We start from the raw sequence: 16,461 nt of genomic DNA on the forward strand, positions 1-16,461 counted from the left end.
CACGTCGTCGCCCAGGCGTGTCGTCGCGGCCGGTTCAGGTTAAGTGTCGGGGATTCGTCGTGCGGGCGGGCGTCCACGCTGACCAACGGGGCAGTCAACTCCCGAACACTTTGCGCACTACCGCCTTTGCCCGCCGCGTCACCCGTAGGTAGTTGTCCAGGAATTCCCCACCGTCGTCGTTTCGCCAGCCGGCCGCGACCGCGACCGCATTGAGCTGGCGCCCGGGTCCCGGCAGCTGGTCGGTGGGCTTGCCGCGCACCAACACCAGCGCGTTGCGGGCCCGGGTGGCGGTCAGCCAGGCCTGACGGAGCAGCTCCACGTCGGCTGCGGGAACCAGATCGGCGGCCGCGATGACATCCAGGGATTGCAGCGTCGAGGTGTTGTGCAGGGCGGGAACCTGGTGCGCATGCTGTAGCTGCAGCAACTGCACGGTCCATTCGATGTCGGCCAGTCCGCCGCGGCCCAGTTTGGTGTGTGTGTTGGGGTCGGCACCGCGCGGCAACCGCTCGGACTCGATACGGGCCTTGATGCGGCGAATCTCGCGCACCGAGTCAGCGGACACACCGTCGGGCGGATACCGCGTTTTGTCGACCATCCGTAGGAATCGCTGACCCAACTCGGCATCGCCGGCAACCGCGTGTGCGCGTAGCAGGGCCTGGATCTCCCATGGCTGTGCCCACTGCTCGTAGTATGCGGCGTAGGACCCCAGGGTGCGGACCAGCGGACCGTTGCGGCCCTCGGGTCGCAAATTGGCGTCGAGCTCCAGCGGCGGATCGACGCTGGGTGTCCCCAGCAGCGCCCGAACCCGCTCGGCGATCGATGTCGACCATTTCACCGCCCGTGCATCGTCGACGCCGGTGGCCGGCTCACAGACGAACATCACGTCGGCATCCGACCCGTAGCCCAACTCGGCACCACCCAGCCGACCCATGCCGATGACCGCGATGGCCGCCGGGGCGCGATCGTCGTCGGGAAGGCTGGCCCGGATCATGACGTCCAGCGCGGCCTGCAGCACCGCCACCCACACCGACGTCAACGCCCGGCACACCTCGGTGACCTCGAGCAGGCCGAGCAGGTCCGCCGAACCGATGCGGGCCAGCTCTCGACGACGCAGCGTGCGCGCGCCGGCGATGGCCCGCTCCGGGTCGGGGTAGCGGCTCGCCGAGGCGATCAGCGCCCGAGCCACGGCGGCGGGCTCGGTCTCGAGCAGCTTCGGGCCCGCAGGCCCGTCCTCGTACTGCTGGATGACCCGCGGCGCGCGCATCAACAGATCCGGCACATACGCCGAGGTACCCAAGACATGCATGAGCCGCTTGGCCACCGCGGGCTTGTCCCGCAGCGTGGCCAGGTACCAGCTTTCGGTGGCCAGCGCCTCACTGAGCCGCCGGTAGGCCAGCAGTCCGCCGTCGGGATCGGGGGCATACGACATCCAGTCCAGCAGCCTGGGCAGCAGCACCGACTGCACCCGTCCGCGCCGGCCGCTTTGATTGACCAACGCCGACATGTGTTTCAACGCGGTCTGCGGTCCCTCGTAGCCCAGCGCGGCCAGCCGGCGCCCCGCGGCCTCCAACGTCATGCCGTGGGCGATCTCCAACCCGGTCGGGCCGATCGATTCCAGCAGCGGTTGATAGAAGAGTTTGGTGTGTAACTTCGACACCCGCACGTTCTGCTTCTTGAGTTCCTCCCGCAGCACCCCGGCCGCATCGTTTCGGCCATCGGGCCGGATGTGGGCCGCGCGCGCCAGCCAGCGCACTGCCTCCTCGTCTTCGGGATCGGGAAGCAGGTGGGTGCGCTTGAGCCGCTGCAACTGCAGTCGGTGCTCGAGCAGCCTGAGGAACTCATACGACGCGGTCATGTTCGCCGCGTCCTCACGCCCGATGTAGCCGCCTTCGCCCAACGCCGCCAATGCGTCCACCGTGGACGCCACCCGTAACGACTCGTCGCTACGGGCATGAACCAGCTGCAGTAGCTGTACGGCGAACTCCACGTCGCGCAATCCGCCGCTGCCGAGTTTGAGCTCGCGGCCGCGGACATCGGCGGGCACCAGCTGCTCCACCCGCCGCCGCATGGCCTGCACCTCGACCACAAAGTCTTCGCGCTCGCAGGCTCGCCACACCATCGGCATCAAGGCGGTCAGGTAACGCTCGCCAAGTTCCGCGTCGCCAACGACTGGCCGTGCTTTCAGCAACGCCTGAAACTCCCAGGTCTTGGCCCAGCGCTGGTAGTAGGCGATGTGCGACTCGAGCGTACGGACCAGCTCCCCGTTGCGCCCCTCCGGACGCAGGGCGGCGTCCACCTCGAAAAAGGCCGCCGAGGCCACCCGCATCATCTCGCTGGCCACGCGCGCGTTGCGCGGGTCGGAGCGCTCGGCAACGAATATGACATCGACGTCGCTGACGTAGTTCAGTTCGCGCGCACCGCACTTGCCCATCGCGATGACCGCCAGGCGCGGTGGCGGGTGCTCGCCGCACACGCTCGCCTCGGCCACGCGCAGCGCCGCCGCCAGAGCGGCGTCCGCGGCGTCCGCCAGGCGTGCGGCCACCACGGTGAATGGCAGCACCGGTTCGTCCTCGACCGTCGCGGCCAGGTCGAGAGCGGCCAGCATTAGCACGTAGTCGCGGTACTGGGTTCGCAATCGGTGCACGAGCGAGCCCGGCATACCCTCCGATTCCTCGACGCACTCGACGAACGACCGCTGCAGCTGGTCATGGGACGGCAGTGTGACCTTGCCCCGCAGCAATTTCCAGGACTGCGGATGGGCGACCAGGTGATCGCCCAACGCCAGCGACGAGCCCAGCACCGAGAACAGCCGCCCGCGCAGACTGCGTTCGCGCAGCAGAGCCGCGTTGAGCTCGTCCCATCCGGTGTCTGGATTCTCCGACAGCCGGATCAAGGCGCGCAGCGCGGCATCGGCGTCCGGAGCGCGTGACAGCGACCACAGCAGGTCGACGTGCGCCTGATCCTCGTGCCGATCCCACCCCAGCTGAGCCAGACGCTCACCAGCAGGGGGGTCAACTAATCCGAGCCGGCCAACGCTGGGCAACTTCGGCCGCTGCGTGGCGAGTTTGGTCACGACCACGACGGTAGCGCAAAGCGCGTCGGCGTCGGATCAACCGGTAGATCTGGGCTACAGCGACAGGTAGGTGCGCAGCTCGTATGGCGTGACGTGGCTGCGGTAGTTCGCCCACTCCGTGCGCTTGTTGCGCAAGAAAAAGTCAAAAACGTGCTCCCCCAAGGCCTCCGCGACGAGTTCGGAGGCCTCCATGGCGCGCAGCGCACTATCCAAACTGGACGGCAATTCTCGGTACCCCATCGCTCGGCGTTCCTCGGGTGTGAGGTCCCATACGTTGTCCTCGGCCTGCGGGCCCAGCACGTAACCCTTCTCTACACCCCGCAATCCCGCGGCCAGCAGCACGGCGAATGTCAGATAGGGATTGCACGCCGAATCAGGGCTGCGTACTTCGACCCGCCGCGACGAGGTCTTGTGCGGCGTGTACATCGGCACCCGCACTAGGGCGGATCGGTTGGCGGCCCCCCACGACGCGGCCGTGGGCGCTTCGCCGCCCTGCACCAGCCGCTTGTAAGAGTTGACCCACTGATTTGTGACCGCGCTGATCTCGCAAGCGTGCTCCAGGATCCCGGCGATGAACGATTTACCCACTTCCGACAGCTGCAGCGGATCATCAGCGCTGTGGAACGCGTTGACATCACCCTCGAACAGGCTCATGTGGGTGTGCATCGCCGAGCCCGGGTGCTGGCCGAATGGCTTGGGCATGAACGACGCCCGGGCGCCCTCTTCCAGCGCGACTTCTTTGATGACGTAGCGGAAGGTCATCACGTTGTCAGCCATCGACAGAGCGTCGGCAAACCGCAGGTCGATCTCCTGCTGGCCGGGTGCGCCTTCGTGATGGCTGAACTCCACCGAGATGCCCATGAATTCCAGGGCATCGATCGCGTGGCGGCGAAAGTTCAAGGCGGAGTCGTGCACCGCTTGGTCGAAATAGCCGGCGTTGTCGACCGGGACGGGCACCGACCCGTCCTCGGGTCCGGGCTTGAGCAGGAAGAACTCGATTTCGGGATGCACGTAGCAGGAGAAGCCGAGTTCGCCGGCCTTCGTCAGCTGCCGCCGCAACACGTGCCGCGGGTCCGCCCACGACGGCGAGCCGTCCGGCATGGTGATGTCGCAAAACATCCGCGCTGAGTGGTGGTGGCCGGAACTGGTGGCCCAGGGCAGCACCTGGAAGGTCGACGGGTCCGGGTGCGCCACCGTATCGGATTCCGAGACCCGCGCAAAGCCCTCGATCGAGGATCCGTCGAAGCCGATGCCTTCCTCGAAGGCGCCCTCGAGTTCGGCTGGGGCGATGGCGACCGACTTGAGGAAACCGAGCACGTCTGTGAACCACAGCCGGACGAAGCGGATGTCGCGTTCTTCCAGGGTACGAAGAACGAATTCCTTCTGTCGGTCCATACCTCGAACAGTATGCACTGTCTGTTAAAACCGTGTTACCGATGCCCGGCCAGAAGCGTTGCGGGGCGGCCCGCAAGGGGAGTGCGCGGTGAGTTCAGGGCGCGCACCGCAGACTCGTCGGCGGCAAGGTCCCGTCGAGAAAATAGTGCATCACCGCAGAGTCCACACACTGGTTGCCATCGAACACCGCAGTGTGTTGGGTGCCGTCGAAGGTGATCAGCGGTGCGCCCAGCTGGCGGGCCAGGTCTACCCCGGACTGATACGGAGTGGCCGGGTCGTGGGTGGTGGACACCACGACGACCTTGCCAGCCCCGGCCGGCGCCGCGGGGTGCGGCGTCGACGTTGCCGGCACCGGCCACAGCGCGCACAGATCGCGGGGGGCGGATCCGGTGAACTGCCCGTAGCTAAGGAACGGGGCGACCTGACGGATCCGTTGGTCGGCGGCCACCCAGGCCGCTGGATCGGCCGGTGTGGGCGCATCGACGCACCGGACCGCGTTGAACGCGTCCTGGTCGTTGCTGTAGTGCCCGTCTGCATCCCGGCCGTCATAGTCGTCGGCAAGCACCAGCAAGTCGCCGGCGTCGCTGCCGCGCTGCAGCCCCAGCAGACCACTGGTCAGGTACTTCCAGCGCTGAGGGCTGTACAGCGCGTTGATGGTGCCCGTCGTCGCGTCGGCGTAGCTCAGGCCACGTGGATCCGACGTCTTACCCGGCTTCTGCACCAGCGGGTCAACCAGGGCGTGGTAGCGGTTGACCCACTGGGCCGAGTCGGTGCCCAGAGGGCAGGCCGGCGAGCGGGCGCAGTCGGCGGCGTAGTCATTGAAAGCGGTCTGAAATCCCGCCATTTGGCTGATGCTTTCCTCGATTGGGCTAACGGCTGGATCGATAGCGCCGTCGAGGACCATCGCCCGCACATGAGTACCGAACCGTTCCAGGTAAGCGGTGCCCAACTCGGTGCCGTAGCTGTATCCGAGGTAGTTGATCTGATCGTCACCTAACGCTTGGCGAACCATGTCCATGTCCCGTGCGACGGACGCGGTACCGATATTGGCCAAGAAGCTGAAGCCCATCCGGTCAACACAGTCCTGGGCCAACTGCCGGTAGACCTGTTCGACGTGGGTGACACCGGCCGGACTGTAGTCGGCCATCGGATCGCGCCGGTACGCGTCGAACTCGGCGTCGGTGCGACACCGCAACGCAGGGGTCGAGTGGCCGACCCCTCTCGGGTCGAAGCCCACCAGGTCGAAGTGGCGGAGAATGTCGGTGTCGGCGATCGCGGGTGCCATAGCGGCGACCATGTCGACCGCCGACGCCCCGGGTCCCCCAGGATTGACCAGCAGTGCTCCGAATCGCTGTCCCGTCGCGGGGACGCGGATCACCGCCAACTTCGCTTGTGTCCCACCGGGTTGGTCGTAGTCGACGGGGACGGACACCGTCGCGCAGCGTGCAGTGCGAATTTCGCTGGTGTCGGCGATGAACTCGCGGCAGCTGTTCCAACTCTGTTGCGGCGCCACGACCGGCGCACCCGGGGTTTGGCCGGCGCCGGGTTCTTCAGTCGCGCCGGCCAACGGGGGCGCTGCTAGGGGCAGTCCGCCGAGCAGCAACCCGAAGGACAGCAGCGCCGAGCTCAACGGTCTGCGGCGCCACATGGCCGCCATCGTCTCACCGGCGAATACCTGTGACGGCGCGAAATGATCACACCTTCGTTTCTTCGCCCCGCTAGCACTTGGCGCCGCTGGGCGGCGTGGTGCCGCCGATTAAATACGCCGTCACGTACTCGTCAATGCAGCTGTCGCCCTGGAATACCACCGTGTGCTGGGTTCCGTCGAAGGTCAGCAACGAACCGCGAAGCTGGTTCGCCAGGTCGACCCCGGCCTTGTACGGCGTCGCCGGGTCATGGGTGGTGGATACCACCACCGTCGGCACTAGGCCGGGCGCCGAGACGGCATGGGGCTGACTTGTGGGTGGCACCGGCCAGAACGCGCAGGTGCCCAGCGGCGCATCACCGGTGAACTTCCCGTAGCTCATGAACGGTGCGATCTCCCGGGCGCGGCGGTCTTCGTCGATGACCTTGTCGCGATCGGTAACCGGGGGCTGATCGACGCAATTGATCGCCACCCGCGCGTCACCGGAATTGTTGTAGCGGCCGTGCGAGTCCCGACGCATGTACATGTCGGCCAGAGCCAGCAGGGTGTCTCCGCGATTGTCGACCAGCTCCGACAGCCCGTCGGTCAAGTGTTGCCACAGATTCGGTGAGTACAGCGCCATAATGGTGCCCACGATGGCGTCGCTATAACTCAGCCCGCGCGGATCCTTCGTGCGCGCCGGCCTGCTGATCCTCGGGTTGTCCGGGTCGACCAACGGATCGACCAGGCTGTGGTAGACCTCGACGGCTTTGGCCGGGTCGGCGCCCAGCGGGCAGCCCGCGTTCTTGGCGCAGTCGGCGGCATAGTTGTTGAACGCGTCCTGGAAGCCCTTGGCCTGGCGCAGCTCCGCCTCGATGGGATCGGCATTGGGGTCGACGGCACCGTCGAGAATCATTGCCCGCACCCGCTGCGGAAATTCCTCGGCATACGCGGAGCCGATCCGGGTGCCGTACGAGTAGCCCAGGTAGGTCAGCTTGTCGTCGCCCAACGCCGCGCGAATGGCATCCAGGTCCTTGGCGACGTTGACCGTCCCGACATGGGCCAGAAAGTTCTTGCCCATCTTGTCCACACAGCGACCGACGAATTGCTTGGTCTCGTTCTCGATGTGCGCCACACCCTCCCGGCTGTAGTCAACCTGCGGCTCGGCCCGCAGCCGGTCGTTGTCGGCATCGGAGTTGCACCAGATCGCCGGCCGGGACGACGCCACCCCGCGGGGGTCGAACCCAACCAGGTCGAACCTTTCGTGCACCCGCTTCGGCAATGTCTGGAAGACGCCCAAGGCGGCCTCGATACCGGATTCGCCGGGTCCACCGGGATTTATGACCAGCGAACCGATCTTGTCTCCCGTCGCCGGAAAGCGAATCAGCGCCAGCGCCGCCACGTCACCATCGGGGCGGTCGTAGTCGACCGGTACAGCGAGCTTGCCGCATAACGCGCCGCCGGGGATCTTTACTTGCGGGTTTGACGACCGGCACGGTGTCCACTCCACCGGCTGGCCCAGCTTCGGCTCCGCCATACGAGCGCGTCCCCCGACCACGCGGATGCAGCCCACAAGAACCAACGCCACGGCGGCGAGCGCGGCCCAGATCAACAGCATGCGCGCGATCTTGTCGCGGCGAGACAGCCTCATGCCCACAATGCTGCCAGAGCAGACCCGAGATCCTGGCCAGCGGCCACCGTCGGCCGACTAACCGGCCGCTGCCAGCAGTCCTGCCATCGCCGATGGCGAACTCGTCGGCCATCCCCCATACGTCCGGTAACAGATCCGGGCAAGACACCGACCCGTCGACCGGATCCGGCACGGGCGCGTCGGCCTCGGCGGTGCACAACTGCGACATCAGGTTGGCGCTGGCACCCCGTCCACGCCGGCATGGTGCACCTTGGCCATCGCCCGAGGGCGATCCCCGATGCCGTCCACCCCTTCGACGAACCCATCTCCCACGGCGGTCGCCGGCAGCGACGCGATGTGGCCGCAGATCTCCGAGAGTTCGGCCCGCCCGCCCGGCGACGGCAACCCGATGCCGTGCAAGTGACGATCGATGTGAGGTTCAAGGTTCAGCGCACTGCTGGCAAGCTTTTTCCGAAACCGCGGCCTCGCCTTGATCTGGAGTCAGAACGCGTCACGCAGCCGGTCAAAGGCGTAACCCATGCTCGAGCAAACATGCATGGGCTGAGTGGACGTTTCCAGACACAGCAACTGGCGTCCAGGCCACTGAGCCGCTGCATGCGCGATGGTATGCCGATGGGGGCCCCGGGCGCGTCTGAGGGGAAGAAGTGGCAGACTGTCAGGGTCCGACGAACCCGGGGACCCTAACGGGCCACGAGGATCGACCCGACCACCATTAGGGACAGTGATGTCTGAGCAGACTATCTATGGGGCCAATACCCCCGGAGGCTCCGGGCCGCGGACCAAGATCCGCACCCACCACCTACAGAGATGGAAGGCCGACGGCCACAAGTGGGCCATGCTGACGGCCTACGACTATTCGACGGCCCGGATCTTCGACGAGGCCGGCATCCCGGTGCTGCTGGTCGGTGATTCGGCGGCCAACGTCGTGTACGGCTACGACACCACCGTGCCGATCTCCATCGACGAGCTGATCCCGCTGGTCCGTGGCGTGGTGCGGGGTGCCCCGCACGCACTGGTCGTCGCCGACCTGCCGTTCGGCAGCTACGAGGCGGGGCCCACCGCCGCGTTGGCCGCCGCCACCCGGTTCCTCAAGGACGGCGGCGCACATGCGGTCAAGCTCGAGGGCGGTGAGCGGGTGGCCGAGCAAATCGCCTGTCTGACCGCGGCGGGCATCCCGGTGATGGCACACATCGGCTTCACCCCGCAAAGCGTCAACACCTTGGGCGGCTTCCGGGTGCAGGGCCGCGGCGACGCCGCCGAACAAACCATCGCCGACGCGATCGCCGTCGCCGAAGCCGGAGCGTTTGCCGTCGTGATGGAGATGGTGCCCGCCGAGTTGGCCACCCAGATCACCGGCAAGCTTACCATTCCGACGGTCGGGATCGGCGCTGGGCCCAACTGCGACGGCCAGGTCCTGGTATGGCAGGACATGGCCGGGTTCAGCGGCGCCAAGACCGCCCGCTTCGTCAAACGGTATGCCGATGTCGGTGGTGAACTACGCCGTGCTGCAATGCAATACGCCCAAGAGGTGGCCGGCGGGGTATTCCCCGCTGACGAACACAGTTTCTGACCAAGCCGAATCAGCCCGATGCGCGGGCATTGCGGTGGCGCCCTGGATGCCGTCGACGCCGGATTGCCGGCGCGGACGCGCCAGCGGGACCCATCGGCGTCGCGTTCGCCGGTTGAGCCCGGGGTGAGCCCAGACATTCGATGTGCCCAACACCATCCGCCACAGCCCAATTGATGTGGCACTCTATGCATGCCTATCCCCGACCAACCACCACCGCGGCGACGCATCATGACCGGAGGCGAAGATGCCAGTAGAGGCGCCCAGACCAGCGCGCCATCTGGAGGTCGAGCGCAAGTTCGACGTGATCGAGTCGACGGTGTCGCCGTCGTTCGAGGGCATCGCCGCGGTGGTTCGCGTCGAGCAGTCGCCGACCCAGCAGCTCGACGCGGTGTACTTCGACACACCGTCGCACGACCTGGCGCGCAACCAGATCACCTTGCGGCGCCGCACCGGCGGCGCCGACGCCGGCTGGCATCTGAAGCTGCCGGCCGGACCCGACAAGCGCACCGAGATGCGAGCACCGCTGTCCGCATCAGGCGACGCTGTGCCGGCCGAGTTGTTGGATGTGGTGCTGGCGATCGTCCGCGACCAGCCGGTTCAGCCGGTCGCGCGGATCAGCACTCACCGCGAAAGCCAGATCCTGTACGGCGCCGGGGGCGACGCGCTGGCGGAATTCTGCAACGACGACGTCACCGCATGGTCGGCCGGGGCATTCCACGCCGCTGGTGCAGCGGACAACGGCCCTGCCGAACAGCAGTGGCGCGAATGGGAACTGGAACTGGTCACCACGGATGGGACCGCCGATACCAAGCTACTGGACCGGCTAGCCAACCGGCTGCTCGATGCCGGTGCCGCACCTGCCGGCCACGGCTCCAAACTGGCGCGGGTGCTCGGTGCGACCTCTCCCGGTGAGCTGCCCAACGGCCCGCAGCCGCCGGCGGATCCAGTACACCGCGCGGTGTCCGAGCAAGTCGAGCAGCTGCTGCTGTGGGATCGGGCCGTGCGGGCCGACGCCTATGACGCCGTGCACCAGATGCGAGTGACGACCCGCAAGATCCGCAGCTTGCTGACGGATTCCCAGGAGTCGTTTGGCCTGAAGGAAAGTGCGTGGGTCATCGATGAACTGCGTGAGCTGGCCGATGTCCTGGGCGTAGCCCGGGACGCCGAGGTACTCGGTGACCGCTACCAGCGCGAACTGGACGCGCTGGCGCCGGAGCTGGTACGCGGCCGGGTGCGCGAGCGCCTGGTAGACGGGGCGCGGCGGCGATACCAGACCGGGCTGCGGCGATCACTGATCGCATTGCGGTCGCAGCGGTACTTCCGTCTGCTCGACGCTCTAGACGCGCTTGTGTCCGAACGCGCCCATGCCACTTCTGGGGAGGAATCGGCACCGGTAACCATCGATGCGGCCTACCGGCGAGTCCGCAAAGCCGCAAAAGCCGCAAAGACCGCCGGCGACCAGGCGGGCGACCACCACCGCGACGAGGCATTGCACCTGATCCGCAAGCGCGCGAAGCGATTACGCTACACCGCGGCGGCTACTGGGGCGGACAATGTGTCACAAGAAGCCAAGGTCATCCAGACGTTGCTAGGCGATCATCAAGACAGCGTGGTCAGCCGGGAACATCTGATCCAGCAGGCCATAGCCGCGAACACCGCCGGCGAGGACACCTTCACCTACGGTCTGCTCTACCAACAGGAAGCCGACTTGGCCGAGCGCTGCCGGGAGCAGCTTGAAGCCGCGCTGCGCAAACTCGACAAGGCGGTCCGCAAAGCACGGGATTGAGCCCGCCAGGGGCGGACGAGTTGGCCTGTAAGCCGGATTCTGTTCCGCGCCGCCACAGCCAAGCTAACGGCGGCACGGCGGCGACCATCCATCTGGACACACCGTTACCGGGTGCCTCGAGCGGCCTACCCGCAGGCTCGGGCGAGCAACCCTCAAGCGCCTGCGCGGCCGCACTTTCGGTGCGGCCTTCTTGGCCTTGCTTCGGGTGGGGTTTGCCTAGCCACCCCGGTCACCCGGAATGCTGGTGCGCTCTTACCGCACCGTTTCACCCTTGCCACCACGAGGATGGCGGTCTGTTTTCTGTGGCACTTTCCCGCGAGTCACCTCGGATTGCCGTTAGCAATCACCCTGCTCTGTGAAGTCCGGACTTTCCTCGACTCGACGCTGAACCTCGTGAATCCACACAAGCCCTACGCGAGCCGCGGCCGCCCAGCCAACTCATCCGCGACGACCACGCTACCCCGCTGGGCGGTGTCGCGGCCAGTGTGACCGCTGGACGACACGGCTAGTCGGACAGCCGATCCGGCGGGCAGTCCTTATCGTGGACTGGTGACACGGTGGGACAAACGCGTCGACTCCGGCGACTGGGACGCCATCGCTGCCGAGGTCAGCGAGTACGGTGGCGCACTGCTACCTCGGCTGATCACCCCCGGCGAGGCCGCCCGGCTGCGCAAGCTGTACGCCGACGACGGCCTGTTTCGCTCGACGGTCGATATGGCATCCAAGCGGTACGGCGCCGGGCAGTATCGATATTTCCATGCCCCCTATCCCGAGTGATCGAGCGTCTCAAGCAGGCGCTGTATCCCAAACTGCTGCCGATAGCGCGCAACTGGTGGGCCAAACTGGGCCGGGAGGCGCCCTGGCCAGACAGCCTTGATGACTGGTTGGCGAGCTGTCATGCCGCCGGCCAAACCCGATCCACAGCGCTGATGTTGAAGTACGGCACCAACGACTGGAACGCCCTACACCAGGATCTCTACGGCGAGTTGGTGTTTCCGCTGCAGGTGGTGATCAACCTGAGCGATCCGGAAACCGACTACACCGGCGGCGAGTTCCTGCTTGTCGAACAGCGGCCTCGCGCCCAATCCCGGGGTACCGCAATGCAACTTCCGCAGGGACATGGTTATGTGTTCACGACCCGTGATCGGCCGGTGCGGACTAGCCGTGGCTGGTCGGCATCTCCAGTGCGCCATGGGCTTTCGACTATTCGTTCCGGCGAACGCTATGCCATGGGGCTGATCTTTCACGACGCAGCCTGATTGCACGCCATCTATAGATAGCCTGTCTGATTCACCAATCGCACCGACGATGCCCCATCGGCGTAGAACTCGGCGATGCTCAGCGATGCCAGATCAAGATGCAACCGATATAGGACGCCCGACCCGGCATCCAACGCCAGCCGCAACAACATTTTGATCGGCGTGACATGTGACACCACCAGCACCGTCGCGCCTTCGTAGCCAACGATGATCCGATCACGTCCCCGCCGAACCCGCCGCAGCACGTCGTCGAAGCTTTCCCCACCCGGGGGCGTGATGCTGGTGTCCTGCAGCCAGCGACGGTGCAGCTCGGGATCGCGTTCTGCGGCCTCCGCGAACGTCAGCCCCTCCCAGGCGCCGAAGTCGGTCTCGACCAGGTCGTCATCGACGACCACGTCCAGGGCCAGGGCTCTGGCGGCGGTCACCGCGGTGTCGTAAGCCCGCTGTAGCGGCGAGGAGACCACCGCAGCGATCCCGCCGCGCCGCGCCAGATACCCGGCCGCCGCACCAACCTGGCGCCACCCCACCTCGTTCAACCCCGGGTTGCCGCGCCCCGAATAGCGGCGTTGCTCCGACAGCTCCGTCTGCCCGTGGCGCAACAAAAGTAGTCGGGTGGGTGTACCGCGGGCGCCGGTCCAGCCGGGAGATGTCGGTGACTCGGTCGCAACGATTTTGGCAGGATCCGCATCCGCCGCAGCCGATTGCGCGGCGGCGTCCATCGCGTCATTGGCCAACCGGTCTGCATACGTGTTCCGGGCACGCGGAACCCACTCGTAGTTGATCCTGCGAAACTGGGACGCCAACGCCTGAGCCTGGACATAGAGCTTCAGCAGATCCGGGTGCTTGACCTTCCACCGCCCGGACATCTGCTCCACCACCAGCTTGGAGTCCATCAGCACCGCGGCCTCGGTGGCACCTAGTTTCACGGCGTCGTCCAAACCGGCTATCAGGCCGCGGTATTCGGCGACGTTGTTCGTCGCCCGGCCGATCGCCTGCTTGGACTCGGCCAGCACGGTGGAGTGATCGGCGGTCCACACCACCGCGCCGTATCCGGCCGGTCCGGGATTGCCCCGCGATCCGCCGTCGGCTTCGATGACAACTTTCACTCCTCAAATCCTTCGAGCCGCAACAAGATCGCTCCGCATTCCGGGCAGCGCACCACTTCATCCTCGGCGGCCGCCGAGATCTGGGCCAGCTCGCCGCGGCCGATCTCGATCCGGCAGGCACCACATCGATGACCTTGCAACCGCCCGGCCCCTGGCCCGCCTCCGGCCCGCTGTCTTTCGTAGAGCCCCGCAAGCTCGGGATCAAGTGTCGCCGTCAGCATGTCGCGTTGCGATGAATGTTGGTGCCGGGCTTGGTCGATTTCGGCAAGTGCCTCGTCCAAAGCCTGCTGGGCGGCGGCCAGGTCGGCCCGCAACGCTTGGAGCGCCCGCGACTCGGCGGTCTGTTGAGCCTGCAGCTCCTCGCGGCGTTCCAGCACCTCCAGCAGGGCATCTTCCAAACTGGCTTGACGGCGTTGCAAGCTGTCGAGCTCGTGCTGCAGATCAGCCAATTGCTTGGCGTCCGTTGCACCCGAAGTGAGCAACGACCGGTCCCGGTCGCCACGCTTACGCACCGCATCGATCTCCGACTCAAAACGCGACACCTGGCCGTCCAAGTCCTCCGCCGCGATTCGCAGGGCCGCCATCCTGTCGTTGGCGGCGTTGTGCTCGGCCTGCACCTGCTGGTAAGCCGCCCGCTGCGGCAGATGGGTAGCCCGATGCGCGATCCGGGTCAGCTCAGCATCCAGCTTCGCCAATTCCAGTAGCGACCGTTGCTGTGCCACTCCGGCTTTCATGCCTGATCTCTCCCAGTTTCGTGATCGAGGTTCCACGGGTCGGTGCAGATGGTGCACACACGCACCGGCAGCGACGCGCCGAAATGAGACCGCAACACTTCGGCGGCCTGGCCGCACCACGGGAATTCGCTTGCCCAATGCGCGACGTCGATCAGGGCCACTTGCGAAGCTCGGCAATGCTCGTCGGCTGGATGATGTCGCAGATCGGCCGTAACGTACGCTTGCACGTCCGCGGCGGCCACGGTGGCAAGCAACGAGTCCCCGGCGCCGCCGCAGACCGCGACCCGCGACACCAGCAGGTCGGGATCCCCGGCGGCGCGCACACCGGTCGCAGTCGGCGGCAACGCGGCCTCCAGACGGGCAACAAAGGTGCGCAGCGGTTCGGGTTTTGGCAGTCTGCCAATCCGGCCTAACCCGCTGCCGACCGGCGGTGGTACCAGCGCGAAGATGTCGAATGCCGGCTCCTCGTAAGGGTGCGCGGCGCGCATCGCCGCCAACACCTCGGCGCGCGCTCGTGCGGGTGCGACGACCTCGACCCGGTCCTCGGCCACCCGTTCGACGGTACCGACGCTGCCTATGGCGGGCGACGCCCCGTCGTGCGCCAGGAACTGCCCGGTACCCGCGACACTCCAGCTGCAGTGCGAGTAGTCGCCGATATGGCCGGCACCGGCCTCAAAGACCGCTGCCCGCACCGCCTCTGAGTTCTCGCGCGGCACATAGATGACCCACTTGTCGAGATCGGCCGCTCCGGGCACCGGGTCGAGAACGGCGTCGACGGTCAGACCAACAGCGTGTGCCAGCGCGTCGGACACACCCGGCGACGCCGAGTCGGCGTTGGTGTGCGCGGTAAACAACGAGCGACCGGTCCGGATCAGGCGGTGCACCAGCACACCCTTTGGCGTGTTGGCCGCGACCGTATCGACCCCACGCAGTAACAACGGGTGGTGCACCAATAGCAGTCCGGCCTGGGGAACCTGGTCCACCACCGCCGGCGTCGCGTCCACCGCAACGGTCACCGAATCCACCACGTCGTCGGGGTCGCCGCACACCAGACCCACCGAATCCCACGACTGGGCAAGCCGCGGCGGGTAGGCCTGGTCCAGCACGTCGATGACATCGGCCAGCCGCACACTCATCGGCGTCCTCCACGCTTTGCCCACTCGGCGATCGCCGCCACCAGCACGGGCCACTCCGGGCGCACCGCCGCCCGCAGGTACCGCGCGTCCAGGCCGACGAAGGTGTCACCGCGGCGCACCGCAATTCCTTTGCTCTGCAAATAGTTTCGTAATCCGTCAGCATCGGCGATGTTGAACAGTACGAAAGGGGCCGCACCATCGACCACCTCGGCACCCACCGATCTCAGTCCGGCCACCATCTCCGCGCGCAGCGCCGTCAACCGCACCGCATCGGCTGCGGCAGCGGCGACCGCCCGGGGGGCGCAGCAAGCAGCGATGGCCGTCAGTTGCAATGTTCCCAACGGCCAGTGCGCTCGCTGCACGGTCAACCGAGCCAGCACGTCTGGCGAGCCGAGCGCGTAGCCCACCCGCAATCCGGCCAGCGACCACGTTTTCGTCAAGCTACGGAGCACCAGCACATCGGGCAGCGAGTCATCGGCCAACGATTGCGGCTCGCCGGGAACCCAATCAGCGAACGCCTCGTCGACCACCAGGATGCGTCCCGGCCGGCGTAACTCGAGCAGCTGCTCGCGGAGGTGCAGCACCGAGGTGGGGTTGGTCGGATTACCCACGACGACAAGGTCGGCGTCGTCAGGCACGTGCGCGGTGTCCAGCACGAACGGCGGCTTTAGGACAACATGGTGCGCCGTGATTCCGGCAGCGCTCAAGGCTATGGCCGGCTCGGTGAACGCGGGCACGACGATTGCTGCCCGCACCGGACTTAGGTTGTGCAGCAATGCGAATCCCTCCGCCGCCCCGACGAGCGGGAGCACTTCGTCACGGGTTCTGCCATGACGTTCAGCGACCGCGTCTTGCGCCCGGTGCACATCGTCGGTGCTCGGATAGCGGGCCAGCTCCGGCAGCAGCGCGGCGAGCTGCCGGACCAACCATTCCGGGGGCCGGTCATGGCGGACGTTGACGGCGAAGTCCAGCACGCCGGGCGCGACATCCTGATCACCGTGGTAGCGCGCCGCGGCAAGCGGGCTAGTGTCTAGACTCGCCACAGCGTCAAACAGTAGTGGGCCGGTGTGCGGGCCAAGAATCCAGAGCACCGCCGACGCGTTGTCTACGCGGCGACAACCGCGACA

At 66.7% G+C, this 16,461-nt stretch carries 12 protein-coding genes, 1 other RNA gene and 1 other annotated feature; of the genes, 3 read left to right on the forward strand and 10 right to left on the reverse strand.

Translation table 11 applies throughout. From position 1 onward, the window contains the following. Positions 1–94 precede the first annotated feature (94 nt). The 5 genes from glnE to Rv2224d form a co-directional block, all read right to left on the reverse strand. Positions 95–3,079 carry a [glutamate--ammonia-ligase] adenylyltransferase gene (glnE, locus tag Rv2221c; RefSeq protein NP_216737.1) on the reverse strand — a complete coding sequence of 995 codons (2,985 nt, stop codon included), beginning with the start codon at positions 3,077–3,079 and terminating at the stop codon, positions 95–97. 48 nt (positions 3,080–3,127) lie between these two features. Then, positions 3,128–4,468: a glutamine synthetase gene (glnA2, locus tag Rv2222c; RefSeq protein ID NP_216738.1), complete on the reverse strand. Its 1,341-nt coding sequence runs from the start codon at positions 4,466–4,468 to the stop codon at positions 3,128–3,130. 58 nt (positions 4,469–4,526) lie between these two features. Continuing rightward, positions 4,527–4,544, forward strand: a repeat region (18 bp inverted repeat between 3' end of MTCY427.04c and 5' end of MTCY427.03c). 18 nt (positions 4,545–4,562) lie between these two features. Next, complete coding sequence (locus tag Rv2223c; RefSeq protein ID NP_216739.1) at positions 4,563–6,125, reverse strand: carboxylesterase B; 1,563 nt, start codon at positions 6,123–6,125, stop codon at positions 4,563–4,565. 61 nt (positions 6,126–6,186) lie between these two features. Continuing rightward, on the reverse strand, positions 6,187–7,749 hold the full coding sequence (caeA, locus tag Rv2224c; RefSeq protein NP_216740.1) for a carboxylesterase A: 1,563 nt from the start codon (positions 7,747–7,749) through the stop codon (positions 6,187–6,189). A 201-nt stretch (positions 7,750–7,950) separates the two neighbouring features. Beyond that, complete coding sequence (locus Rv2224d; protein YP_009030036.1) at positions 7,951–8,172, reverse strand: hypothetical protein; 222 nt, start codon at positions 8,170–8,172, stop codon at positions 7,951–7,953. Positions 8,173–8,467: 295 nt separating this feature from the next. Here Rv2224d and panB point away from each other — a divergent pair, with 295 nt between their 5' ends. Together panB and Rv2226 are read left to right on the forward strand one after the other, a co-directional pair. After that, the gene (gene panB, locus Rv2225) at positions 8,468–9,313 is read left to right on the forward strand and encodes a 3-methyl-2-oxobutanoate hydroxymethyltransferase (protein ID NP_216741.1); all 846 of its coding nucleotides are present in this window, start codon (positions 8,468–8,470) and stop codon (positions 9,311–9,313) included. Between the two features lie 244 nt (positions 9,314–9,557). Beyond that, on the forward strand, positions 9,558–11,099 hold the full coding sequence (locus tag Rv2226) for a hypothetical protein (RefSeq protein NP_216742.1): 1,542 nt from the start codon (positions 9,558–9,560) through the stop codon (positions 11,097–11,099). 71 nt (positions 11,100–11,170) lie between these two features. Here the strand turns inward: Rv2226 and rnpB are convergent. Continuing rightward, positions 11,171–11,477, reverse strand: an RNA gene (gene rnpB / locus Rvns01) — Ribonuclease P RNA. A 179-nt stretch (positions 11,478–11,656) separates the two neighbouring features. Here rnpB and Rv2227 point away from each other — a divergent pair. Then, complete coding sequence (locus tag Rv2227; RefSeq protein NP_216743.1) at positions 11,657–12,358, forward strand: hypothetical protein; 702 nt, start codon at positions 11,657–11,659, stop codon at positions 12,356–12,358. Between the two features lie 11 nt (positions 12,359–12,369). On the opposite strand, the gene Rv2228c is transcribed toward Rv2227, so the two are convergent. The 4 genes from Rv2228c to cobC are packed head-to-tail and all read right to left on the reverse strand — an operon-like array spanning position 12,370 to position 16,425. Beyond that, positions 12,370–13,464: a multifunctional RNASE H/alpha-ribazole phosphatase/acid phosphatase gene (locus Rv2228c; RefSeq protein NP_216744.1), complete on the reverse strand. Its 1,095-nt coding sequence runs from the start codon at positions 13,462–13,464 to the stop codon at positions 12,370–12,372. Next, positions 13,461–14,198: a hypothetical protein gene (locus Rv2229c; protein ID NP_216745.1), complete on the reverse strand. Its 738-nt coding sequence runs from the start codon at positions 14,196–14,198 to the stop codon at positions 13,461–13,463. The genes Rv2228c and Rv2229c overlap by 4 nt, the downstream gene beginning before the upstream one ends. Next, the gene (locus Rv2230c; protein ID NP_216746.1) at positions 14,195–15,334 is read right to left on the reverse strand and encodes a GTP cyclohydrolase; all 1,140 of its coding nucleotides are present in this window, start codon (positions 15,332–15,334) and stop codon (positions 14,195–14,197) included. The genes Rv2229c and Rv2230c overlap by 4 nt, the downstream gene beginning before the upstream one ends. Further along, positions 15,331–16,425, reverse strand: coding sequence for an aminotransferase (cobC, locus tag Rv2231c; protein ID NP_216747.1), 1,095 nt, complete (start codon positions 16,423–16,425; stop codon positions 15,331–15,333). Before cobC ends, Rv2230c begins: the two co-directional genes overlap by 4 nt. Positions 16,426–16,461: the final 36 nt, after the last annotated feature.

Source organism: Mycobacterium tuberculosis H37Rv (assembly GCF_000195955.2).
In the GTDB taxonomy this organism is placed as follows: Bacteria; Actinomycetota; Actinomycetes; order Mycobacteriales; family Mycobacteriaceae; genus Mycobacterium; species Mycobacterium tuberculosis.

Excerpts from the sequence above, each read along its gene's own strand:
- panB (NP_216741.1), top strand. The coding sequence starts at position 8,468 with ATGTCTGAGCAGACTATCTATGGGGCCAATACCCCCGGAGGCTCCGGG.
- Rv2223c (NP_216739.1), bottom strand. The coding sequence starts at position 6,125 with ATGGCGGCCATGTGGCGCCGCAGACCGTTGAGCTCGGCGCTGCTGTCC.
- Rv2229c (NP_216745.1), bottom strand. The coding sequence starts at position 14,198 with ATGAAAGCCGGAGTGGCACAGCAACGGTCGCTACTGGAATTGGCGAAG.
- Rv2226 (NP_216742.1), top strand. The coding sequence starts at position 9,558 with ATGCCAGTAGAGGCGCCCAGACCAGCGCGCCATCTGGAGGTCGAGCGC.
- Rv2230c (NP_216746.1), bottom strand. The coding sequence starts at position 15,334 with ATGAGTGTGCGGCTGGCCGATGTCATCGACGTGCTGGACCAGGCCTAC.
- glnA2 (NP_216738.1), bottom strand. The coding sequence starts at position 4,468 with ATGGACCGACAGAAGGAATTCGTTCTTCGTACCCTGGAAGAACGCGAC.